22 protein-coding genes are annotated in these 20,638 nt (G+C 64.8%); 11 read left to right on the top strand and 11 right to left on the bottom strand.

The window, feature by feature from the left end; all coding sequences use genetic code 11:
* The first annotated feature begins 41 nt into the window (after positions 1-41).
* The 3 genes from serA to bktB all read left to right on the top strand — a co-directional run bounded on the left by serA (position 42) and on the right by bktB (position 3,678).
* Positions 42-1,634: a phosphoglycerate dehydrogenase gene (gene serA, locus BM002_RS10545; RefSeq protein WP_092780198.1), complete on the top strand. Its 1,593-nt coding sequence runs from the start codon at positions 42-44 to the stop codon at positions 1,632-1,634.
* Between the two features lie 9 nt (positions 1,635-1,643).
* Entirely contained in the window at positions 1,644-2,390 is a 747-nt protein-coding gene (locus tag BM002_RS10540; RefSeq protein ID WP_092780196.1) for a metallophosphoesterase family protein, read from the top strand.
* 112 nt (positions 2,391-2,502) lie between these two features.
* Entirely contained in the window at positions 2,503-3,678 is a 1,176-nt protein-coding gene (bktB, locus tag BM002_RS10535) for a beta-ketothiolase BktB (protein WP_092780194.1), read from the top strand.
* Here the strand turns inward: bktB and BM002_RS10530 are convergent.
* The 3 genes from BM002_RS10530 to BM002_RS10520 form a co-directional block, all read right to left on the bottom strand.
* The gene (locus tag BM002_RS10530; RefSeq protein WP_092780192.1) at positions 3,675-5,252 is read right to left on the bottom strand and encodes a gamma-glutamyltransferase family protein; all 1,578 of its coding nucleotides are present in this window, start codon (positions 5,250-5,252) and stop codon (positions 3,675-3,677) included. The two genes, bktB and BM002_RS10530, sit on opposite strands and share 4 nt — an antisense overlap.
* Before the next feature lie 386 nt (positions 5,253-5,638).
* Positions 5,639-6,100, bottom strand: a complete 462-nt coding sequence (locus BM002_RS10525) for an ATP-binding protein (RefSeq protein ID WP_092780190.1) — start codon at positions 6,098-6,100, stop codon at positions 5,639-5,641.
* Positions 6,100-6,423, bottom strand: coding sequence for an STAS domain-containing protein (locus BM002_RS10520; RefSeq protein WP_092780188.1), 324 nt, complete (start codon positions 6,421-6,423; stop codon positions 6,100-6,102). Before BM002_RS10520 ends, BM002_RS10525 begins: the two co-directional genes overlap by 1 nt.
* A gap of 90 nt (positions 6,424-6,513) precedes the next feature.
* On the opposite strand from BM002_RS10520, the gene BM002_RS10515 reads away from it, so the two are divergent.
* The 8 genes from BM002_RS10515 to BM002_RS10480 all read left to right on the top strand — a co-directional run bounded on the left by BM002_RS10515 (position 6,514) and on the right by BM002_RS10480 (position 14,331).
* Positions 6,514-7,692, top strand: coding sequence for a thiolase family protein (locus BM002_RS10515; protein ID WP_092780186.1), 1,179 nt, complete (start codon positions 6,514-6,516; stop codon positions 7,690-7,692).
* A gap of 37 nt (positions 7,693-7,729) precedes the next feature.
* Positions 7,730-8,185, top strand: a complete 456-nt coding sequence (locus BM002_RS10510; RefSeq protein ID WP_092780184.1) for a GAF domain-containing protein — start codon at positions 7,730-7,732, stop codon at positions 8,183-8,185.
* 17 nt (positions 8,186-8,202) lie between these two features.
* The gene (locus tag BM002_RS10505) at positions 8,203-8,661 is read left to right on the top strand and encodes an MOSC domain-containing protein (RefSeq protein ID WP_092780617.1); all 459 of its coding nucleotides are present in this window, start codon (positions 8,203-8,205) and stop codon (positions 8,659-8,661) included.
* Between the two features lie 79 nt (positions 8,662-8,740).
* Positions 8,741-9,244, top strand: coding sequence for a GNAT family N-acetyltransferase (locus tag BM002_RS10500; RefSeq protein ID WP_175484867.1), 504 nt, complete (start codon positions 8,741-8,743; stop codon positions 9,242-9,244).
* Positions 9,245-9,274: 30 nt separating this feature from the next.
* Positions 9,275-9,736: a hypothetical protein gene (locus tag BM002_RS10495; protein ID WP_092780180.1), complete on the top strand. Its 462-nt coding sequence runs from the start codon at positions 9,275-9,277 to the stop codon at positions 9,734-9,736.
* The gene (gene pheT / locus BM002_RS10490) at positions 9,733-12,126 is read left to right on the top strand and encodes a phenylalanine--tRNA ligase subunit beta (RefSeq protein ID WP_092780178.1); all 2,394 of its coding nucleotides are present in this window, start codon (positions 9,733-9,735) and stop codon (positions 12,124-12,126) included. Before BM002_RS10495 ends, pheT begins: the two co-directional genes overlap by 4 nt.
* A 212-nt stretch (positions 12,127-12,338) precedes the next feature.
* Positions 12,339-13,199, top strand: coding sequence for a DUF3800 domain-containing protein (locus BM002_RS10485; protein WP_092780176.1), 861 nt, complete (start codon positions 12,339-12,341; stop codon positions 13,197-13,199).
* A 520-nt stretch (positions 13,200-13,719) separates the two neighbouring features.
* Positions 13,720-14,331, top strand: coding sequence for a hypothetical protein (locus BM002_RS10480; RefSeq protein ID WP_092780174.1), 612 nt, complete (start codon positions 13,720-13,722; stop codon positions 14,329-14,331).
* Between the two features lie 27 nt (positions 14,332-14,358).
* Here BM002_RS10480 and BM002_RS10475 read toward each other — a convergent pair whose 3' ends face one another.
* The 8 genes from BM002_RS10475 to BM002_RS10440 all read right to left on the bottom strand — a co-directional run bounded on the left by BM002_RS10475 (position 14,359) and on the right by BM002_RS10440 (position 20,638).
* Entirely contained in the window at positions 14,359-15,399 is a 1,041-nt protein-coding gene (locus BM002_RS10475) for a succinylglutamate desuccinylase/aspartoacylase family protein (protein WP_175484866.1), read from the bottom strand.
* Positions 15,399-16,304, bottom strand: a complete 906-nt coding sequence (gene rimK / locus BM002_RS10470; protein ID WP_092780170.1) for a 30S ribosomal protein S6--L-glutamate ligase — start codon at positions 16,302-16,304, stop codon at positions 15,399-15,401. Before rimK ends, BM002_RS10475 begins: the two co-directional genes overlap by 1 nt.
* A complete protein-coding gene (locus BM002_RS10465) occupies positions 16,301-16,774 on the bottom strand; it encodes an ATP-dependent zinc protease family protein (protein WP_092780168.1) in 474 nt (157 codons plus the stop codon). Before BM002_RS10465 ends, rimK begins: the two co-directional genes overlap by 4 nt.
* 99 nt (positions 16,775-16,873) lie before the next feature.
* Positions 16,874-17,497, bottom strand: coding sequence for an imm11 family protein (locus tag BM002_RS10460; RefSeq protein ID WP_139212335.1), 624 nt, complete (start codon positions 17,495-17,497; stop codon positions 16,874-16,876).
* A 101-nt stretch (positions 17,498-17,598) separates the two neighbouring features.
* A complete protein-coding gene (locus BM002_RS10455; RefSeq protein WP_092780164.1) occupies positions 17,599-18,786 on the bottom strand; it encodes a phenylacetate--CoA ligase family protein in 1,188 nt (395 codons plus the stop codon).
* Positions 18,787-18,798: 12 nt separating this feature from the next.
* On the bottom strand, positions 18,799-19,344 hold the full coding sequence (gene thpR / locus BM002_RS10450; RefSeq protein WP_092780162.1) for an RNA 2',3'-cyclic phosphodiesterase: 546 nt from the start codon (positions 19,342-19,344) through the stop codon (positions 18,799-18,801).
* The gene (locus BM002_RS10445) at positions 19,341-19,802 is read right to left on the bottom strand and encodes a VOC family protein (RefSeq protein WP_092780160.1); all 462 of its coding nucleotides are present in this window, start codon (positions 19,800-19,802) and stop codon (positions 19,341-19,343) included. Before BM002_RS10445 ends, thpR begins: the two co-directional genes overlap by 4 nt.
* A complete protein-coding gene (locus BM002_RS10440) occupies positions 19,799-20,638 on the bottom strand; it encodes an ABC transporter ATP-binding protein (protein ID WP_092780158.1) in 840 nt (279 codons plus the stop codon). The genes BM002_RS10445 and BM002_RS10440 overlap by 4 nt, the downstream gene beginning before the upstream one ends.

Raw genomic sequence — 20,638 nt, 5'->3', positions numbered from 1 at the left:
CATTCCGGCGGACCTCCGCCCCCGATCAAAGGACCGATAGAATGGCCCCCAAAGTACTCATTTCCGACAGCCTCTCCGACGCGGCTGTCCAGATTTTCCGCGACCGCGGTATCGACGTGACCTTCGACCCCTCCCTGGGCAAGGACAAGGATGCCCTGCTTGCCGTCATCAAGGACTACGACGGCCTCGCCATCCGCTCCGCCACCAAGGTCACCGAAAAGATCCTCGACGCCGGCCCCAACCTAAAGGTCGTGGGCCGGGCCGGCATCGGCACCGACAACATCGACAAGGACGCCGCCAGCCGCCGCGGCGTGATCGTGATGAACACGCCCTACGGCAACATGATCACGACTGCCGAACACGCCATCGCGATGATGTTCGCCGTCGCCCGCCAGATCCCCGAGGCGAACGCCTCCACCCACGCCGGCAAATGGGAAAAGTCGCGCTTCATGGGGGTCGAGCTGACCGGCAAGACGCTGGGCGTCATCGGTGCGGGCAACATCGGCGGCATCGTCTGCCAGAAGGCCGTGGGCCTGGGGATGAAGGTCATCGCCTATGATCCCTTCCTCTCCGAAGAACGCGCCACCAAGATCGGCGTGGAAAAGGTCGAATTGAACGCGCTGCTGTCGCGGGCCGATGTCATCACGCTGCATGTCCCGCTAACCGATCAGACGAGGAACATCCTGTCGGCGGAAAACATCGCCAAGACGAAAAAGGGCGTGCGCATCGTGAACTGCGCGCGCGGCGGCCTCGTGGACGAAGCCGCCCTCGCCGAGGCGCTGAAATCCGGGCACGTCGCCGGGGCCGCCTTCGACGTCTTCGCAGTGGAGCCTGCGACCGACAGCCCGCTGTTCAACCTGCCCAACGTGGTGGTGACCCCGCACCTGGGCGCCGCCACGACCGAGGCGCAGGAAAACGTGGCCCTTCAGGTGGCCGAGCAGATGTCGGATTACCTGCTGACGGGGGCCGTCTCCAATGCGCTCAACATGCCGTCGGTCACCGCCGAAGAGGCCAAGGTGATGGGCCCCTGGGTCAAGGTCGCCGAACACCTGGGTGCCTTCGTCGGCCAGATGACCGACGAGCCGCTCAAGTCGATCGAGATCATCTACAACGGCTCGGTCGCATCCATGAACCTCGAGGCGCTGAATTGTTCGGCCATCGCGGGCGTCATGAAGGCGACCAATCCCGACGTGAACATGGTGTCGGCCCCCGTCGTCGCCCGTGAACGCGGGGTCGAGATCTCGACCACCCGTCAGGACAAGACTGGCGCCTTCGACGGCTACATCAAGCTGGTCGTGCGGACGGACAAGCGCGAACGCTCGGTGGCCGGAACGGCCTTCTCTGACGGCAAGCCGCGTTTCATCCAGATCAAGGGCATCAACATCGATGCCGAGGTGGGCGCGCACATGCTCTATACCACCAACGAAGACGTGCCCGGCATCATCGGCGCGCTGGGGAACACCATGGGCGAAAACGGGGTGAACATCGCGAACTTCACCTTGGGCCGGTCGGACCGTGGCAAGGACGCCATCGCGATCCTCTATCTCGACGACCAACCCCCGGCGGCGGTTCTCGACAAGCTGCGTGCCACGGGACTGTTCCAGAACATCGCACCCCTGCGCTTCAACGTCTGAGGTCGCGCCATGCCCTATGCCATCGGCGATCTGCACGGCTACGCGGATCAATTCGACCGGACCCTCGCCCTGGTCGAGGCCGATGGCGGGGCGGATGCACCCATCGTCTTTCTGGGCGACTACGTCGACCGGGGTCCGGACGCGCGGGGCGTTCTCGACAGGCTCATCGCGGGGGTGGACCAAGGGCGCAACTGGACGGTCCTTCTGGGCAACCACGACCGGATGTTCCTGCGGTTCCTGCGCAGCGGCGATATCCACGATCCCGCGATCAAATCGGGCAAGTCCTGGCTGCATCCGGCCTTGGGCGGCCCGACGACCCTCGCGTCCTACGGCGTGAGCACACCCCATACGGCGGACATGGCAAACGAACGCGGCGATGCCGCCCGCAAGGAGCTGCGGGCCGCCGCCCTCGAAGCCGTGCCCGAAACACACCTGTCCTTCCTTGAAAACCTGCCCCGGATCCACATCACCGACGCGCAGGTCTTCGTCCACGCGGGCATCCGCCCGGGCCTGCCCCTCGGCATGCAGGTTGAGGACGATCTGATCTGGATTCGGGAGCCGTTCCTGACCGACCGACGCGACCACCTGCGCCTTGTCGTTCACGGCCACACACCCGTCGACACCCCGACACACTACGGCAACCGCCTCAACCTCGATACCGGGGCCGGCTACGGCCATCCCGCCACCGCCGCCCTTGTCGACGGGACGCGGGCCTGGGCGGTGACCGGGGCGGGGCGCGTTCCGATCTCCTCCTGATCCGCCGCAACGTCGGGCTTTCCACGCCCCCCTTCTCTGCTTCACAAATACTCCGGGGGTCCGGGGGCTGGCCCCCGGCCCGTCCTCTCGCCCCCGCGAAAGGGCTGATCCCATGACCGACATCGTCATCCTGTCCGGTGCGCGCACCGCCATCGGAACCTTCGGGGGCAGCCTTGCCGCAACCGCGCCCATCGACCTCGCCACGGTCGCGGCGAAGGCCGCCCTGGCCCGCGCCGGTGTCGACCCCGGACAGATCGGAACCGCCGTCTTCGGCCATGTCATCAACACCGAACCCCGCGACATGTATCTGTCGCGCGTCGCGGCGATGCAGGCCGGGGTCCCCGACGCGGTGCCTGCGATGAACGTCAACCGTCTCTGCGGATCGGGGGTGCAGGCGATCGTGTCGGGGAGCCAGGCCCTGCAATTGGGCGACGCCGATTTCGCCCTCGTCGGCGGGGCCGAATGCATGTCACGCTCGCCCTTCATCCTGCCGGATGCGCGTTGGGGGGCCAAGATGGGCGATGCCCGGGCGCTCGACATGATGCTCGGCGCTCTCAATTGCCCATTCGGGACCGGCCACATGGGCGTCACGGCCGAGAATGTCGCGGCCGAACATGGGGTCAGCCGCGCCGATCAGGATGCGTTTGCACTCACGTCCCAGACCCGCGCCGCCGCCGCCATTGCCGCAGGGCATTTCGCTGCGGAAATCGTGCCCGTCACCGTCCAGGTCAAACGTCAGGACGTGGAGTTCGCCACCGACGAGCACCCCCGCATGACCGACGAGGCCGCGCTTGCCGGCCTGCGCCCGGTCTTCCGGTCGGATGGCACGGTCACGGCGGGCAATGCGTCGGGTATCAACGATGGGGCTGCCGCTCTGGTGCTGGCCCGGGCCGAAGCTGCGGAGGCTGCGGGGCTGAAACCCCGTGCGCGCATCCTGGGCTATGGCCATGCCGGCGTGCGTCCCGAGGTGATGGGCATCGGCCCGGTCCCGGCGGTACAGAACCTGCTGGCGCGCACCGGGCTTACCGTCGGCGACTTCGACGTGATCGAATCGAACGAAGCCTTCGCCTCTCAGGCCGTGGCGGTAAGCCGCGAACTCGGCTTCGATCCGGCGCAGGTCAATCCGAATGGTGGCGCAATCGCCCTCGGGCATCCGGTCGGGGCCACCGGGGCGATCATCACCGTCAAGGCCTTGTACGAATTGGAGCGCATTGGCGGGCGCCGGGCGCTGATCACCATGTGCATCGGCGGCGGCCAGGGCATCGCCCTGGCCATCGAGCGGGTCTAGTAGCCGAGGGCGCAACCGTCCTTGCGCGGATCGGACGCGCCCTCGAGGTAGCCGCTCTCGTCGATGCGAATAGCCTGCGCCCCGCCGATTGCGGTCTTCGGCGTCTGTACGTCGTGCCCCATGGCATAAAGTTCGGCCCGGACACTGTCGGCATAGCCCGTCTCGACGTTCATCACGCCCTGATCGGTAAAGCTGCGCGGGCCGTCGATGGCGGTCTGAATGTCCATCCCGAAGTCCTTCAGATTGGTCAGGAAACGGGCATGACCATTGGGCTGATACGCGCCACCCATGACACCGAAGGCCATGTTGACGCGCCCGTTCTCGCGCAACATGCCGGGGATGATCGTGTGCATCGGCCGCTTGCCCGGACCCATCTCGTTCGCGTGCCACCGCTCCAGCGTGAAGCCCGCACCACGGTTCTGCATCAGGATACCGAACTTGTCGGACGCGATGCCGGACCCGAAGCTGTGGAAGATCGAATAGATCAGGGACACGGCCATCCGGTCGCGGTCGACCACCGTGATATAGATCGTGTCGCGATGCACCGCCTCGCTCAGCGGGGCGGCGGCGGCCATGGCGCGCTTGGGGTTGATGAGCGCGGCCAGCGCGGCGGCGGTCTCGGCCGACAGCATGTGGTCGAGACGCGACATCGCATCGGGATCGGCCAGGAACCGGTTGCGGGTGTCATAGGCCAGTTTCGCGGCTTCCGCCTCGATATGGGCGCGTTTCGCGCCGAAGGGGTCCATGGCGGCGATGTCGAAATGCTTCAGGATATTCGCCATCAGGATCGCGGTCGCGCCCTGGCCGTTGGGCGGATGCTCGACCAGTTCGGTTTCCTTGTAGGTGCCGCTGATGGGCGTCGTCCACTCGCAGGCCGTGTCGGCGAAATCGCCGACCTCGTGGACACCGCCGAGCGCCTGCAGCGATGTGGCCATGTCCTCCGCGATTTCGCCCTCGTAGAAGGCCGCGCGTCCGTCCTTGGCCAGGCGGCGCAGCACTTCGGCCTGGCCGGGCAGGGCGAAGTTGGCGCCGACCTGCGGGGCCTGTCCCGCCATCAGATAGGTGTCGCGCGCCGATCCCTGCAACGTGTCGACCGCCTGCGCCCAGTCGAAGGCCACGCGCGGCGCCACCGGAACGCCCGCGTCGAAATAGGGGATCACGGGGCCAAGCGTATCGGCCAGCCCCAGTTTGCCGTGCGACTCGGACAGGGTGCAGAAGGCATCGACCGCCCCCGGGATCGTGACCGCATGGGGCGAGGTCAGCGGGATCGCGGACAGTCCCTGTGCACGCAGCTTCTGGGCCGATGCCCCCGCCGGAGCGCGGCCCGATCCATTGAGCGCGAGCACGTCTTCGGAGCCAGCGGGCTTCAGGAGCACAAAGCAGTCCCCGCCCAGACCGGTCATCTGCGGTTCGCACAGGCCCAGCAGGACCGCGCCCGCGATGGCGGCATCGACGGCGTTTCCGCCGCGCGCCAGCGTGTCGATGGCGACCTTGGCGGCCAGCGGGTGGGAGGTTGCACACATGCCGTTTGCGGCAAGAACGGGGGATCTTCCGGGAAGATGGAAATCGCGCATGTCGACCTTTCTGCGGGTGCATCGTCTTTCTGGATGAACGCTAGGATGCGCGTCACGGAAAGCCAATGATCGACGTGAAGGACATTGCGATTTCGGGAAACTGACCTCGACGCCAAGGCGACCTAGCTTGGGGGCCGTCACCTTGACGCCGAGGGAAGCCATATGCAGCTACATGGCGATATTGTCGCGAAGGCGTGGCGGTTTGGGGCCGTGAATGCGGCGTCCGAAAGGCAAATCGTCGTGCTGGGCGCGGCAATTTGGGTGCTTCGATGTGATTGTTTCGCAAACTGAAATGGTCGCGGATATTTGCCTGTGTGATTGTTGTATATCCGGGGATCGTGATCCGCAGCAGCGCCGGACTTTTGCCGGAATTCAGGTCCGGCCTCTCAGACGGTCGCGTCCGACATGACAGAGAAGCTCAGGCGATTCTGTCCGTCTTCGCGTTCGTAAACCATGTCTTCGACCAAGCTGTGGATGATGAACCAGCCGAAACCTCCTTCCGCCATATCGTCGATCCTGTCTGAAATGACGGGTTGATTGGGGGCCTGCATCAGGTTTGGCGGCAAGGGACGCCCCGAGTCACAGGTTTCCAGCATGAGCCGTCGACCCGCTTCCATCACGTTCAGCGAAATGACGGCGTCCGGGATTTCCGGCAGAGCGTGCTCCACAATGTTGTTGAGAACTTCGCCCAAGACGATGAGGGCATTGGCGCAGACCTCCTCGCAGTAGCCGCGCTCGATCAGCAGATGCCGCAGATCCGCCAAGGCCTCGCTTACCGAGGCTTCGGTGCCCGGAAACTCGCGGCTGACCCCATTGGCGCCATGGTCCACGGTTCCGAAACAATACATCACGCCGCGTCCTGTAGCGATTCGTGCAGCACGAAGACGCTATCCATCCGCGTCAGCGCCAGAACCTTGCGCACGATCGTCCCGCAATTGGCCAGTTCCAGTCGTCGTCCGCCGCCCAGAAGTTTCATAACCGCGACCAGCGCCCCGAGGCCACTCGAATCAAGGAATTCGACGCGGTCCATATCGAGGACGACTCGCCCGTCGAAGTCCTGGACAAGACTTCGGATCCGGTCCTTGAACGCGACCGCGCCCGCCGCGTCGATCCGGGGTTCGTTGATCGTCAGGACAAGGATATTGCCCTGCGCATTGCTCTGGATATTCATGGGTTCCCCCGTTGGACAGGCGGCTGGCAACTTGCACCACGCACTGGCAAGGTAGACCCCAGAAGTTACCAAAACCTTATCGGGGGCCGGATGGAAAACGTGGTCATTGCGGGTGCGAAGCGGACGCCGATGGGCGGATTTCAGGGGGCATTGTCCGGCGCCACGGCGTCCGAACTCGGGGGTGCCGCCATCGCCGCTGCCCTGCGGGATGCGGGTCTGCCGCCCGAAAGCGTGAACGAAGTCCTGATGGGCTGCGTCCTGCCTGCGGGACAGGGCCAGGCCCCGGCCCGGCAAGCCGGCTTTCACGCGGGCCTCCCCAAAGAGGTGCCGGCCACGACGCTCAACAAGATGTGCGGATCGGGGATGAAAGCGGCCATGATCGCCCACGACCAGATCGCCCTGGGCCAGACGGACGTGATGGTGGCGGGCGGCATGGAGAGCATGACCAACGCCCCCTATCTGCTGCCCGCGATGCGCGGCGGAGCACGTCTGGGGCACGGGGTGACGGTCGATCACATGTTCCTCGACGGGTTGGAGGACGCCTATGACAAGGGTCGCCTGATGGGCACCTTCGCCGAAGATTGCGCCGAGGCCTATCAATTCACCCGCGAGGCGCAGGATGACTATGCCCTGCGGTCGCTGAGCCGGGCGCAGGCGGCGATTTCCGGCGGCGGCTTCGACGGTGAGGTCGCGACCTATGCGATCACCACGCGCAAGGGCACGACCGAGGTCACCCGGGACGAGCAACCCGGGACGGCGCGGCCCGACAAGATCCCGCAACTCAAGCCTGCCTTCCGCAAGGACGGCACGGTGACGGCGGCGAATTCGTCCTCCATCTCGGACGGGGCCGCGGCGCTGGTGTTGGTGTCCGGTCGATATGCGGCGACCAACGATCTGACGACACGCGCCGTGATCCGGGGCCATGCGTCCCATGCACAGGAGCCGGGGCTCTTCACGACCGCCCCCGTTCCGGCGGCCCGAAAGCTGATGGACCGGCTCGGTTGGACCACCGCAGATGTCGATCTGTGGGAGGTGAACGAGGCTTTCGCCGTCGTGCCCATGGCCTTCATGCACGAAATGGGCCTGTCCCCGGAGGTGGTGAACGTGAACGGCGGGGCCTGTGCCCTGGGCCACCCGATCGGGGCGTCCGGCGCGCGGATCATGGTGACGCTGCTGCACGCGCTGGAGGCGCGGGGCCTCAAGCGGGGGATCGCCGCGATCTGCATCGGCGGGGGCGAGGGCACGGCCATCGCCATCGAGCGGCCCTGACCACCGCCCCTTTTTCGTGACGGAGCAAGATCCCCGGATGCAACAGATCAACTATGACGCCCTGTCCAAGACAATCGCCAGCCTGACCGAGGGCGAAGACGATGTCGTGGCCCTGATGGCGACCGTTACCTGCGAGGTCCATCATGCGGACGACCGCTTCGACTGGACCGGCTTCTATCGCGTGACCGGGCCGAACATGCTCAAGATCGGGCCGTATCAGGGCGGACACGGATGCCTGGTGATCCCGTTTTCGCGGGGCGTCTGCGGGGCATGCGCCACGACACGGCAGGTGCAGCTTGTGCCCGATGTCGACGCCTTCCCGGGGCATATCGCCTGCGCGTCATCCACCCGGTCCGAGATCGTGTTGCCGGTGTTCGGGCAAGACGGCGCGCTGATCGCCGTATTCGATATCGACAGCGACCGACCGGCCGCCTTCACCCCGGCGGATGCAGAAGGCTTGTCCGCCATGCTGGCCTCGGTCTTCCGTCGTTGAGCTATCTGCGCGACCTGATGGCGACCCATGCCCGGCCCGGTCGCGTCGACTGGATCGGGGTGCGGGGCGCGCGGCGGGCGACTCTGGTGCCGCTGGACCGTGTGGCGGTGACCGACGCGGGATTGGCGGGCGACCACGGGCGGCCGGGCAAGCGGGCGGTCACGTTGATCCAGACCGAGCATCTGCCGGTGATCGCCGCGCTCTGTGATGGTGTGGTGACGCCCGAGGCGCTGCGCCGAAACATCCTCGTGTCCGGCATCAACCTGGCCGCATTGCGCGGGCGAGACGTGGCGATCGGTGCGGTCACATTGCATATCACCGGGCCCTGCGCCCCGTGCAGCCGGATGGAAGAGACACTGGGGCGCGGCGGCTACTCCGCCGTGCGCCACCACGGCGGTTGGTGCGCCAGCGTCGTGACGGCCGGGCAGATCGGCCTGGGCGATGCGGTCTTGCCCATGGCCGAGGTCGAGGAATGAGTGGCGCCCGATGGAGCGGCACACGGGCGTGTGTCGATCCATCCGGTCAACGCGACGTCTGGATGAGAGGACATTGCGCATGACCATCCGCCTCGCGACCCTCGCCGACCGGGCCGAGATCTGCGCGCTGCATCTGGCCTCGTGGCAGGACAGCTATGGGGCCGAACTGCCGCCGGAGTATCTGCGCGACATCTTGCCCGGCGCGATGGAGGCGAAATGGGCGGCGCGGCGTTTCGCGGCCCCGGAACTGACGTTGGTGGCCGAGGATGGGGGTCGGATGACGGGCTTTGTCTGTGCCCTGACCGACCGGGAGCCGCCGTTGATCGACAACCTGCACGTCCGCCCGGAGCTGCGCGGGCAGGGGACGGGCGCACATCTGCTGCGGGCGATCCGCGTTGCCCTGCGCCAAGCCGGGCACGGTGCGGCCTATCTGACCGTGCTCGAATCGAACCCGCGCGCGCTGGCCTTCTATCTGGCGCAGGGCGGCCTCGATCAGGGTCCGGTCGACGATTTCCTGGTCGGACACCCGGTCAAGGCCCGCCGCATCGGCTTCGACCTTCAAACCGCCGCCGGGATGGGATAGTCGGGCGATCGGATAAGAGGTGAAAAGATCATGATAAGTGCATTGGTGTCAGTTGGCGCGATACTGATTTCAATTCTGTCCTTCCTCTTCGGACGAATTTTTGCTCAGTCTGAAACTATCTTAGCGGAAAAACGAAAGGTATACGCTTCGTTTCTGGACAGCTTTCCGACTGCTCAAACCGTCTACGAGCACTGGACCCCTGAAGTTGAAATGACGCGAAAGGCCGCGATAGATCGCGCGATGCCGAAATTGCAGATCTATTGTGCTCCTTCCGTAGCTTTTGCCGTTCAGGCTTACTTGGAGAAGTTCCAAAAGGCTGATGAAGCCTTAGGTCCTGATAGTCCGGCGCTGGATCCTCTCTACCTAGAGGTCGCTCGTGCTTATAATGACATAATCCTCGAAATGAGGCGTGACGTACTCGCTTGGTCCGTATTCGCATATAATGGCAAGACCCGTGTCAATGCGCCAGAAATTGAAAGTGACAAACAATGAAATTCACCCTCTCCTGGCTCAAGCATCACCTCGACACCTCTGCGAGCGTGGCCGAAATCGCCGAGACGCTGACCGATCTGGGGCTTGAGGTCGAAAGCATCGAGGACCGCGCCGCCCGCCTGCATGACTTCACCATCGGCAAGGTCGTCAGCGCCGAAAAGCACCCCGACGCCGACCGCCTGCGCGTCTGTCAGGTCGAGACGGACGAGGGTGTGCAGCAGATCATCTGCGGGGCGCCGAACGCGCGCGCGGGGATCACTGTCGTCGTGGCCAAGCCGGGCGTCTATGTCCCCGGCATCGACACGACCATCGGCGTGGGCAAGATCCGGGGGATCGAGTCGTTCGGCATGATGGCCTCGGAACGGGAACTGGAACTCAGCGACGAACATGATGGCATCATCGAGCTTCCCTCGGGCGAGGTGGGGCAGCGCTTCACCGACTGGCTGGCCGAACATGACCCGGCCAAGGTCGACCCGGTGATCGAGATCGCGATCACCCCCAACCGTCCCGATGCGCTGGGCGTGCGCGGCATCGCCCGCGATCTTGCGGCGCGCGGTCTGGGCGTGTTGCGCGACGTGCCGACCCCCGCCATCGACGGCACCTTCGATTGCCCGGTGTCCGTCACCATCGACGATGACACCGCCGACGGCTGCCCGGTCTTTGCCCTGCGCATGATCCGGGGCGTCAGGAACGGCCCGTCCCCCGACTGGTTGCAGGATCAGCTGCGCGCCATCGGCCTGCGTCCGATCAGCTTCCTCGTCGATGTGACCAACTGGTTCACCTATGATATGAACCGCCCGCTGCACGTCTTCGACGCCGATGTCGTGGCCGGAAACCTGCGCATTCACCGCGCCATGGGCGGCGAGACCATGACCGCGCTCGACGACAAGGACTATACACTGCCCGCCGGGGCGATGGTCATCAGCGACGCCAACGGTCCCGAAAGCATCGCGGGCATCATGGGCGGGGCGCATTCGGGCGTGACCGAGGCGACGACCAATGTGCTGGTGGAATCCGCCTTCTGGGACAACGTCCAGATCGCCCTGACGGGCCGCGCGCTCAAGATCAATTCCGACGCCCGCTACCGTTTCGAACGGGGCGTCGACCCCGCCTTCACGCCCGACGGTCTGGACCACGCCTGCCGGATGATCCTGGATCACGCAGGGGGCGAGGTGTCGCATATGGTCGTCGCGGGGCAGGTGCCCGATGTGTCCCGTGCCTATCGCCTCGATACCGCCCGCGTCGAAAGCCTCGTCGGCATGTCCATTCCCGCCGACACGCAGCGCGCGACGCTGACCGCGCTTGGCTTCACGCTCGACGGCGACATGGCCCATGTTCCCAGTTGGCGGCCCGACGTTCAGGGCGAGGCCGACCTGGTCGAGGAGGTTGCCCGCATCGCCTCCCTCACCAAGCTGGAGGGGCGGCCCATGGTGCGGCCCGCCGGTGTCCTGCGCCCGGTCCTGACCCCGATGCAGCAGCGCGAGAGGATCGCGCGCCGCACCACGGCGGCGCTCGGCTACAACGAATGCGTCACCTATTCCTTCGTTAACCAGGCGGCTGCGGCGCTGTTCGGGGGTGGCACCGACGCCACCCGCCTCGAAAACCCGATCAGCAGCGACCTGAGCCACATGCGCCCGGCACTTCTCCCGGGCCTGCTTCAGGCGGCGGCCCGCAATCAGGCGCGGGGCCAGACCGACTTTGCCCTCTTCGAGGCGGGCCACGCCTTCTCGGGCGGTGAACCGGGGGAGCAGCACTTCCTGCTCTCCGGCCTGCTCGTCGGGCACACCGGCCCGAAGGACGTGCACGGCGCGCGCCGCGCGGTCGATGTCTTCGACGCCAAGGCCGACGCCGAGGCGGTGCTGGCCGCCATCGGCGCGCCCGCCCGTGCGCAGATCCTGCGCGGGGTGGACGACTGGTGGCATCCGGGCCGATCGGGCAAGATCTGCCTCGGGCCGAAAAAGGTGCTGGCCGTCTTCGGGGAAATCCACCCGAGGGTTCTCCGCGCGCTCGACGTCAAGGGCCCCGCCGTGGGCTTCACGATCTGGCCCGCCGAGATGCCGTTCCCGAAATCCGCCGGTGCGTCGCGCGGGGCCCTGACCCTGTCGGACCTGCAAGCGGTCGAGCGCGACTTCGCCTTCGTCGTCGATGCAGGGGTCGAGGCGCAGACGCTGGTGAACGCGGCGCAGGGGGCCGACAAGGCCCTTATCGCCGACGTGCGCGTCTTCGACGAATTCATCGGCGGGTCACTGGGCGAAGGCCGGAAATCGCTGGCCGTCACCGTCCGCCTGCAACCCACCGACACCACCCTGACCGACAAGGAGATCGAGGCCGTCTCCGCCAGTATCGTCGACAAGGTCACCAAGGCCACCGGCGGCACCCTGCGCGGCTGACACCTCCGCAAGGTTGCCGACCTTCCCTCCACACCCCCGGGCCCGGCCCCGGGGGTGTGGTGAGCCCGAGAGTGGGCGATTGTGCATCTGACATCCCCAAGGCCCGCGCTTCTGAGCGACCGCCTGACAGCGCTGCTCAATCATCGAGTTTGTGGGCGGCTTCTTTGAGGCATTTCAGTTGACTCTTATAAACATCAGTCATTTGATGTCTCATGGCTAAGCGTCATTACATAATATATAGTGATGAATCTGATCGGAAGGGGAAGTACTTTTCGAACTTCTTTGGTGGCGTCTTGATGAAGGCTGAAGATCGAGAGGATATCGAAGCGCTTCTTGCTGCCAAAAAGATTGAGTTGAATCTCAATCGTGAGATTAAGTGGGAGAAGGTGACAAAGAACTATTTGGAAAAGTACAAAGAGTTCATCACCTACTATTTCACCTTTGTTGCCACGTCACGTCTTCGAATCAGAGTGATGTTTACACAAAATATGCATGTTCCTAAAGGTCTAAGCCGGGAGCAGATGGATGAGCAGTATCTTCGGTTATACTATCAATTCTACAAGCATGCGTTTGGAATAAAGTACTCAAACCCTAACAGCTTAGATCGGGTTTACTTTCACATTTTCCCAGATCAGCTTCCGGAGAGCCAAGCTAAAATCGACGCCTTCAAAACGAGAGTAAGCAACATTCCAAACTCCTATGATATGCGGGGCTCTAACTTAAATATTCCAAGGCGGCATATTACTGACATTGATTCATCCCAGCATGCAATCCTTCAAGGACTTGATATCATTCTTGGCGCGATGTGTGCCCAGCTGAACGGAAAGCTGTACGCGAAGCCTGATGGTGCTAAGCGCAGAGGAAAACGGACGATTGCAAAGGAGAAACTGTATCGCCATATTAACGCTGAAATCCAAGCAATTACTCCCCGGCTGTTCAACGTCGGCACGAATACTGGATCTCCTAATGGCCCCCAAGATCGATGGTCTGATCCATACCGTCATTGGTTGTTTAAACCAAGTGACCATGACGTCGATCTTACGCTTGCTAAGCGTGGCAACAAAGAAAATTGAGGATGGGCCCGACCAGAGCCTACATCAAAAATCCAAGTGGAACTTGGACGTTCGGCTAAGGAGGGGCCCAAGCACAACATAGTGTGCAAGGGGCCGCTGAACAAGCTATTTATTGTGCTTTTTGTTCAGGCCTTTGGTGGGTGAGACGCTTGCAAAACAACTGCCAAAGGGCGCTTTTGCTGCGCTTCAGGTCGTCAACGCTGTTTGCGATTCTGGTGTTGTAGCGGACGGCTAATACTGCCGCGCAGCCCTATGGGTGCTGCCTCCCTCAGCGCCAATGGATGCCCTGCCACTGCCGCGCTTCAATAGTCACATCGCAAGCCTCACGCACGGTAGTCACCTACAGCCTGCGGATTTGCGTTCGTGGCAATTATACCAAGCAATCGCAAGGACTTGCAAAGCGAAGTAAGGATTCCCTGACCTCCGCCCGATGCGCCTCTGTGGTAGGGTGACGCAGGCTCAGACGGCTCCGGCCCGACGACCCCATTAGACATGCGTCATTTTCACAGGGAGTTTTCCAATGCGACATCTGCTGTGCCTCATTGCCATCTGTGCCGGAACGGGCCCGGCCCTGGCACAAGGGCCGATCTTCACGGGCGAATCCCGCGACTATGTCATCCTGCGCCAGCCGCAGCGCGATCACGCCATCGAACTGCTCATGCGTCCCGTCAACCCGGCCACCGGCGCGGAGCCGCAAGCCGTGGAATGGGAACGCTGGAGCCCGAACGGCCCCGCCTATACCGAAGCGCGCCGGATCGAATGGTTCGCGGCGGCCTCCTGTGCCTCGGGGATCGAGTCGCTCCGGATCGAGGGCCCCAGCGGCACCCAGAACCAGACCCTCGGCGGCACCCGCAACACGATCTCTGGCTCGATCAACTACGACAGCTTCGATCCCGATGCGCTCGACGCGATCTGCCAGGACGTGGCACAGCAGGCGACCGCGACCTGCGGCGAAATCCCCATCGGCGAACCCGGCTGCGACACCGTCTTCACCCGCGCGTTCGGCCCGTCGATGCCCCTGCCGGGCAGCGCCCAGATCCGCGTCAGCGGGCAGTGTTCCAACGGCCCGATCCCGGCGACCACCTATGTCCCGCGCCTGCGCCTGACCTGTCGGCTGACCGAGTCGGAATAACCCGCGCCCCGGGCGGGGACGCCCGGCTCAGATGATCTCGTCCTCGTCGAACAGCGGGTCGTCCGCGATCTGCGCGCTCAGGTCATCCACGGTTGTCTCGGCCCGCACGACCGAGGCGACACGCCCCAGGTGGAACACGGCGTCGCCCTCGTTCACCACGGGCATCACCGCGCGGCCCACGACGATGCCGTCGAAGGGGGCAGCGATCTCGCGCTCCTCGCGCCCGAACGGGTCTGAGACGGCCGCCAGGACCGTGCCCGCCGCCACCACGTCGCCGTTGCTGCGATAGGTCCGCAACAGGCCGCCCACGGGCGCGCGCAGCCATTTGGATGAGGCACAGATCTGGGGTTGCGCCGTTGCCGCCGCGATTCCGCGCCCAGCCAGCATCCCCTTGTAGCGCAGCACCCGCAGGATACCCGCCACGCCCGTGCGCACCGAATATTCGTCGAACCGCAACCCTTCGCCCGCCTCGTAAAGCAGGACATCGCGCCCCGCCGCCTTGGCCGCCCCGCGCAGGGATCCGTCCCGCAACGGCGACGTCAGGATGACCGGCGCCCCGAACACCTTGGCCAGATCCAGCGTCTCGGGGTTGTCGGGCGAAATCCGGATCTGCGGCAGGTTCGTGCGATGGATGGCCGCCGAATGCAGGTCGATCCCCAGATCGCAACGCATCACGATTTCCTGCAGGAACATGTTGGCCAGCCGCGACGCCAGCGACCCGCCCTTCGACCCCGGAAACGACCGGTTCAGGTCGCGCCGGTCGGGCAGGTAGCGCGAATGGTTCATGAAGCCGAAGGCATTGACGATCGGGATCACGATCAACGTCCCCCGGACCGTTCGCAACGGGGCCGCGCGCAGAAGGCGGCGCACGATCTCCACGCCGATGACCTCGTCGCCATGGATGCCCGCACTGACGAAGATGGTCGGCCCGTCGTTGCGCCCATGGATCACATGCACCGACATCGACACCGGCGTGTGATCCGAAAGGTGACTGACCGGCAGTTCGATGGTCGCGCGCGTCCCGGCCGAGACGATCTGCCCCCCGATCCGGAACGGCGCGCGTGGCATCAGCCCTTGCCTTTGGTCTTGGTCGCACCGGGCTTGGCGACCTTTTCCAGGTGCTCGATGATCTTGCCCGCGATGTCGATGCCCGTGGCCTTCTCCACGCCTTCCAGACCGGGCGAGGAGTTGACCTCCATCACCACCGCCCCGTGGTTGGCGCGCAGCATGTCGACGCCGCAGACCTCCAGACCCATGGCCTTGGCCGAGCGGATCGCGGTCGACCGCTCCTCCGGGGTCAGCTTGATGACCTGCGCCGATCCGCCACGGTGCAGGTTCGACCGGAATTCGCCTTCGGCCCCCGTGCGTTTCATCGCGGCGACCACCTTGCCGCCAACGACGAGGGCGCGGATGTCGGTGCCGCCCGCTTCCTTGATGAACTCCTGGATCAGGATGTTGGTGTTGGTGGCGCGGAACGCCTCGATCACCGACTTGGCCGACCGGTCGGTATCGGCCAGCACCACGCCGAGGCCTTGGGTCCCCTCCAGCAGCTTGATGACCAGTGGCGCACCCCCGGCCAAAGCCAGAACCTCCTCGGTCTGCTTGGGATCATGGGCGAAGGTCGTGACCGGCAAGCCGATGCCGTCCCGTGCCAGCAGCTGCATCGAGCGCAACTTGTCGCGCGACCGCCCGATGGCGACGCTTTCGTTCAGCGGATAGACCCCCATCATCTCGAACTGGCGCAGCACGGCCAGACCGTAGAACGTCACCGACGCCCCGATGCGCGGAATGACCGCGTCATAGCCCTCCAGCTTTTCGCCGTTGTAATACATCTCGGGCCGACGGCTCGCGATGTTCATGTAGCAGCGCAGGGTGTTGATGATGTCGAGCGTGTGTCCGCGCGCCTCGGCGGCCTCCTTCAGGCGCTGGTGGGAATAGAGGCTCGGGTTGCGGGCCATCATTGCGATCTTCATGGGTCGTCCTTCCTGCGCCGATGCGGCACTGTCGTCGTGACGTGTTTCAGTTTCGTGCGCCGGGTATGAACCGCGACGTTGTGTGAACTCAGGGCGTTGCGGCCCACGATCATCGGATTGCGCATGTTCGCGCGGTCGGCCAGCGATACGTCGATCCGCCAGCGGTGCCCCGCGATCACCAGATCGGTGCGGATCACGATGCGATCCTCGGGAACACCGCTGGTGTTCTTGATGCTCCGGATTTCGTGGACGGGACATTCCGTCATGACGCGGCCGGGCGTTCCCCTATGCTGGACATGAAATCGGACCCAGAGCTTGCCGTCCCGCTCGAAGGTCGCGATCCGGTCGGCATGCAGCGCCGAGGTCCGCGCCCCCGTATCCACCTTCGCCATGATGTCCGAAAGACCGATGTCGGGCAAGCTCACCCGCTCCTTCCAGCCGATGACGATCAATTCCTTGGGTTTGGGCAATTCGGCAGCTTTCGTTTGAAACGGGTGCGCGCCATCTAGCCTGTGGACTCCGGGGAAGGAAAGCGGCACCGCCCCGACACCGGTCCTGGACCGAGGGACTCAGGTCTCGAGAACGTGGACACGGTCAAGTTGTTTCAGCCGAAGCGCGTCGAAGCGGGCGAGGAATTCTTCCGAGACGAAGAAACCCGGAAAAATTGTTGCTTCCCGCCATAGATGAAACCCAGCGACCTCGTCACGGCGGAGACTGAAGTGATCATCCTGATTATAGGGGATCCGGATAGGAACAATCTGTGGTTCCTGCGAATATTTGGCTGGTGGAAGATAGACCTGTTCCTTTTGCCATTCGCTCAGATTCATCGAGTTCGCCCGGTTGGTGATGTTGAGGATGTAATAGGGCTCCTCGGCGGGTGGACCCTTTTTCCCGTTGCGCAGCGCATAGGAAAAGAACTGATGCCGCCCCGGCTCGAACGCCTCGACAAGCTGCCGGAACGTTTCGGAGACGTAAAAAAGGTTTGCTCGCTCCATGATGGCCGGGATCAGCTTGCGTCGCTTTTCAGTCGCTCCGGAGCGGCACAATCTGATCTTTTTGGGACCTGCGCTCTCCGGGTCGATGGGTCGACCTGCATCCAGACCCAAACGATCAAAAGTCGGCGACATTTTTTCGTCATCAATCACATGGACGTAGTACGGTGGATTCACCGTCCCCCTCACGAACCAAGCCATCTGTTAGCCCCCCATCCGCGCCAGGCTCTCGATCACCATCCGCAGGATCGGCCCGTGCGCCCGCCCGCAGAATCGCTCACCTTGGCCCCAAGACCGTTCCCTCACTCATAAACCCGCTGATCATCGATCACCTTGCCGTCGTTGGGCAGGGCATCCACACGCTCCACTGCGCCTCTCAGCTTGAGCACCTGCGCCACGCTTGCGGCCCATGCGGCCTCGTCGCCGCCTTGGGCCTGCACCTGAACGGCCATGGCGTCCATCTCGCCGTCGCGGGTGACGATGACGCGGGCCGCCGTCACTTCGGGGTGGCGGGCGACGAAATCGGCGACCTGTTCGGGGCGCACGAACATGCCCTTGATCTTGGCCGTCTGGTCGGCCCGCCCCATCCAGCCCTTGATGCGCAGGTTGGTCCGCCCGCAGGGGGATTGCCCCGCCATCACCGCCGACAGATCGCCGGTCGCAAAGCGGATCAGCGGGTAATCGGGGTTCAGCGTCGTCACCACGACTTCACCGACCTCGCCCTCTGCCACCGGGTCGCCGGTGCCGGGGCGCACGATCTCGACGATGACGCCCTCGTCGACGATCATCCCCTCCATCGCCGGGCTTTCATAGGCCACGTTGCCCAGATCGGCGGTCGCATAGGCCTGCAGGCAGGTGATCCCCCGGTCCGCATATTCCGCCCGCAGACTGGGGAAGAGCGCGCCGCCGCTGACGGCCGCCTTGGTGATCTTCAGGGCGACGCCCATGGCATCCGCCTGATCGAGGATGACCTTCAGGTAGTCGGGCGTCCCCGCATAGGCGGTCGTGCCGATGTCGCGGGCGGCGCGCACCTGCAATTCGGTCTGCCCGGTGCCAGCAGGCAGGATGCGCGCGCCCACGGCCCGCGCGCCGTTCTCGAAGATCATGCCGGCAGGCGTCAGGTGATAGCCGAAGCAGTTCTGCACGATGTCATTCCGCCCGATCCCGCAGGCATGGACAAAGCGCCCCATCCGCCACCAATCATGGCTCGTCCCGCCGGGCTCATAGATCGGTCCGGGCGACTGGAACACATGGGTGATGGTCCCGACGTGCATCCCGCCGAAGGGCGGCGTCTCGGCCTGCCATTTCGTCAGCTCCGATTTGCGCAGCACCGGCAGCCGCGCCAGGTCCGCCAGGTCGCGGATGCCCTCGGGTGGCAGGCAGTTGTCGGGCGTCTTGGCCACGCGGTCCAGCTGGGCGCGCAGGGCGGTCAACTGGGCGGCGGCGCGGGCATCGGCGCTGCGGGTCTCGAGGTCGTCGAAGTGGGTCATGGCAAATCCTCGTCAGGCGGCGCGCAGCGGATAGGTGGAAAGGGTGTCATAGATCGGTCCGTCCGGCGTCAGCACCGAAGACCAGAGCGTCAGGCCCGTCGCCCGCCGCGTCGGCAGGTCCGGGGCACCCAAGCGGGTCAGCGCCCCTTGCAGGCGGTCGGCATCGGCAGGGGCGGTGGCGGCAAAGCGCACCAGCGTGACATGGGGCCGGAACCGTTCGCGCGGCAAGTCGATCCCGGCGCTTCGCGCGGCGGTGCGCACCGTGTCGCGCAGCGCCGCCAGCCCGGCATTCGCCACCAGGTCGAGCACAACGGCCCGCGCCCGGCTCGACCCGAGCACCGCATAGGCCAGCGCCTGCACCTCTGCCGACCCAAGCCGCCGCGTGTCCAAAGCCTCGTGCAGGGCTTCCAGCTTCGCCTCGGGCTGGTCGTCCAGAAACGCCAGCGTCACATGCAGGTCTTCGGCCCCGACCCGGTTGCCGCCGCGCAGACGACCCTGGGCGGACACCAGCGGCCCGATCCATTCGGGCCGCACCGCAAGGCCGAGAAAGGCCCTCATGCCCGCCCCTCGAAGGCGGCACGGATCGCTGCGATGTCGATCTTGTCCATCGTCAGCATCGCGTCGAACGACCGTTTCGCTGCGGCCCTGTCGGGATCGCTGTTCATCTCCCACAGACCTTTCGGCGCGATCTGCCAATGCACACCGAAGCGGTCGCGCAGCCATCCGCATTGAAGCGGCTCACCCCCCTCCGACAGCGCCGACCAGAGGCGGTCGGTCTCGGCCTGGGTGTCGGTTTCGATAACGATGGAGGTTTCTTCGCCCAGACGGTTGCGGGGCCCCCCGTTCAGCGCCTGATACCGCGTGCCCATCAATTCGAAGGCCACCGCGATGGGCGCGCTATCGGGGCCCGGCATCACCATCGTGATCCGGCTGTCCGGCAGCAGGTCGCACCAGAAGGCCGCCGCCTCGTGACCGTTATTGTCGGCGAACCACAGACAGGTGGCGACGCCGCTCACGACAGCCACCGCTTGCGCCGCCGATAGGACCGCACATCGCGGAACGATTTGCGGCCCTCGTCGCTGACGCCGAGGTAGAATTCCTTGACGTCCGGGTTCTCGCGCAGGTCCGCCGCCGGGCCGTCCATCACCACGCGCCCGCTCTCCAGGATGTAGCCGTAATGGGCGAACCGCAGCGCCACATTGGTGTTCTGCTCGGCCAGAAGGAAGGTCACGCCCTGCTCCTCGTTCAGGCGTTTGACGATGCCGAAGATCTGCTCGACCAGCTGCGGGGCCAGGCCCATCGACGGCTCATCGAGCAGGATCATCTCGGGCCGCGCCATCATCGCGCGCCCGATGGCGCACATCTGCTGCTCCCCGCCCGAGGTATAACCGGCCTGCGACTTCCGCCGTTCGCGCAGGCGCGGGAAATACTCGTAGACCATCTCGAGGTCGTCCGCCGTGGCCTTGCTGCCATCGCGGCGGGTATAGGCCCCGGTCAGCAGGTTCTCCTCGATGGTCAGATGCTCGAAGCAATGGCGCCCCTCCATCACCTGGATGACGCCGCGCGACACGAGGTCTGCGGGAGACAGGTCCTGAATGCGGTCGCCGCGATAGGTGATCGACCCCTTGGTGACGTCGCCCCGTTCCGACTTCAGCAGGTTGGAAATCGCCTTCAGCGTCGTCGTCTTGCCCGCCCCGTTACCACCCAGAAGGGCGGTGATCCCGCCCTTGGGCACGGTCAGGCTGACACCCTTCAGGACCAGGATGACGTGGTTGTAGATCACTTCGATGTTGTTGACCTCCAGCAGCGCATCCTGCGTGACGGTCTCTGGCGTCTTCTGGGTGTCGAGCAT

This window comes from Jannaschia pohangensis (assembly GCF_900113875.1).
GTDB lineage: Bacteria > Pseudomonadota > Alphaproteobacteria > Rhodobacterales > Rhodobacteraceae > Jannaschia > Jannaschia pohangensis.
This window is presented reverse-complemented; position numbering and strand designations above follow the sequence as displayed.

What these genes read in the sequence shown, in the direction of transcription:
- serA (WP_092780198.1), top strand. Translation starts at nt 42, where the DNA reads ATGGCCCCCAAAGTACTCATTTCCGACAGCCTCTCCGACGCGGCTGTC.
- BM002_RS10540 (WP_092780196.1), top strand. Translation starts at nt 1,644, where the DNA reads ATGCCCTATGCCATCGGCGATCTGCACGGCTACGCGGATCAATTCGAC.
- bktB (WP_092780194.1), top strand. Translation starts at nt 2,503, where the DNA reads ATGACCGACATCGTCATCCTGTCCGGTGCGCGCACCGCCATCGGAACC.
- BM002_RS10530 (WP_092780192.1), bottom strand. Translation starts at nt 5,252, where the DNA reads ATGCGCGATTTCCATCTTCCCGGAAGATCCCCCGTTCTTGCCGCAAAC.
- BM002_RS10525 (WP_092780190.1), bottom strand. Translation starts at nt 6,100, where the DNA reads ATGTATTGTTTCGGAACCGTGGACCATGGCGCCAATGGGGTCAGCCGC.
- BM002_RS10520 (WP_092780188.1), bottom strand. Translation starts at nt 6,423, where the DNA reads ATGAATATCCAGAGCAATGCGCAGGGCAATATCCTTGTCCTGACGATC.
- BM002_RS10515 (WP_092780186.1), top strand. Translation starts at nt 6,514, where the DNA reads ATGGAAAACGTGGTCATTGCGGGTGCGAAGCGGACGCCGATGGGCGGA.
- BM002_RS10510 (WP_092780184.1), top strand. Translation starts at nt 7,730, where the DNA reads ATGCAACAGATCAACTATGACGCCCTGTCCAAGACAATCGCCAGCCTG.
- BM002_RS10505 (WP_092780617.1), top strand. Translation starts at nt 8,203, where the DNA reads ATGGCGACCCATGCCCGGCCCGGTCGCGTCGACTGGATCGGGGTGCGG.
- BM002_RS10500 (WP_175484867.1), top strand. Translation starts at nt 8,741, where the DNA reads ATGACCATCCGCCTCGCGACCCTCGCCGACCGGGCCGAGATCTGCGCG.
- BM002_RS10495 (WP_092780180.1), top strand. Translation starts at nt 9,275, where the DNA reads ATGATAAGTGCATTGGTGTCAGTTGGCGCGATACTGATTTCAATTCTG.
- pheT (WP_092780178.1), top strand. Translation starts at nt 9,733, where the DNA reads ATGAAATTCACCCTCTCCTGGCTCAAGCATCACCTCGACACCTCTGCG.
- BM002_RS10485 (WP_092780176.1), top strand. Translation starts at nt 12,339, where the DNA reads ATGGCTAAGCGTCATTACATAATATATAGTGATGAATCTGATCGGAAG.
- BM002_RS10480 (WP_092780174.1), top strand. Translation starts at nt 13,720, where the DNA reads ATGCGACATCTGCTGTGCCTCATTGCCATCTGTGCCGGAACGGGCCCG.
- BM002_RS10475 (WP_175484866.1), bottom strand. Translation starts at nt 15,399, where the DNA reads ATGCCACGCGCGCCGTTCCGGATCGGGGGGCAGATCGTCTCGGCCGGG.
- rimK (WP_092780170.1), bottom strand. Translation starts at nt 16,304, where the DNA reads ATGAAGATCGCAATGATGGCCCGCAACCCGAGCCTCTATTCCCACCAG.
- BM002_RS10460 (WP_139212335.1), bottom strand. Translation starts at nt 17,497, where the DNA reads ATGGCTTGGTTCGTGAGGGGGACGGTGAATCCACCGTACTACGTCCAT.
- BM002_RS10455 (WP_092780164.1), bottom strand. Translation starts at nt 18,786, where the DNA reads ATGACCCACTTCGACGACCTCGAGACCCGCAGCGCCGATGCCCGCGCC.
- thpR (WP_092780162.1), bottom strand. Translation starts at nt 19,344, where the DNA reads ATGAGGGCCTTTCTCGGCCTTGCGGTGCGGCCCGAATGGATCGGGCCG.
- BM002_RS10440 (WP_092780158.1), bottom strand. Translation starts at nt 20,638, where the DNA reads ATGCTCGACACCCAGAAGACGCCAGAGACCGTCACGCAGGATGCGCTG.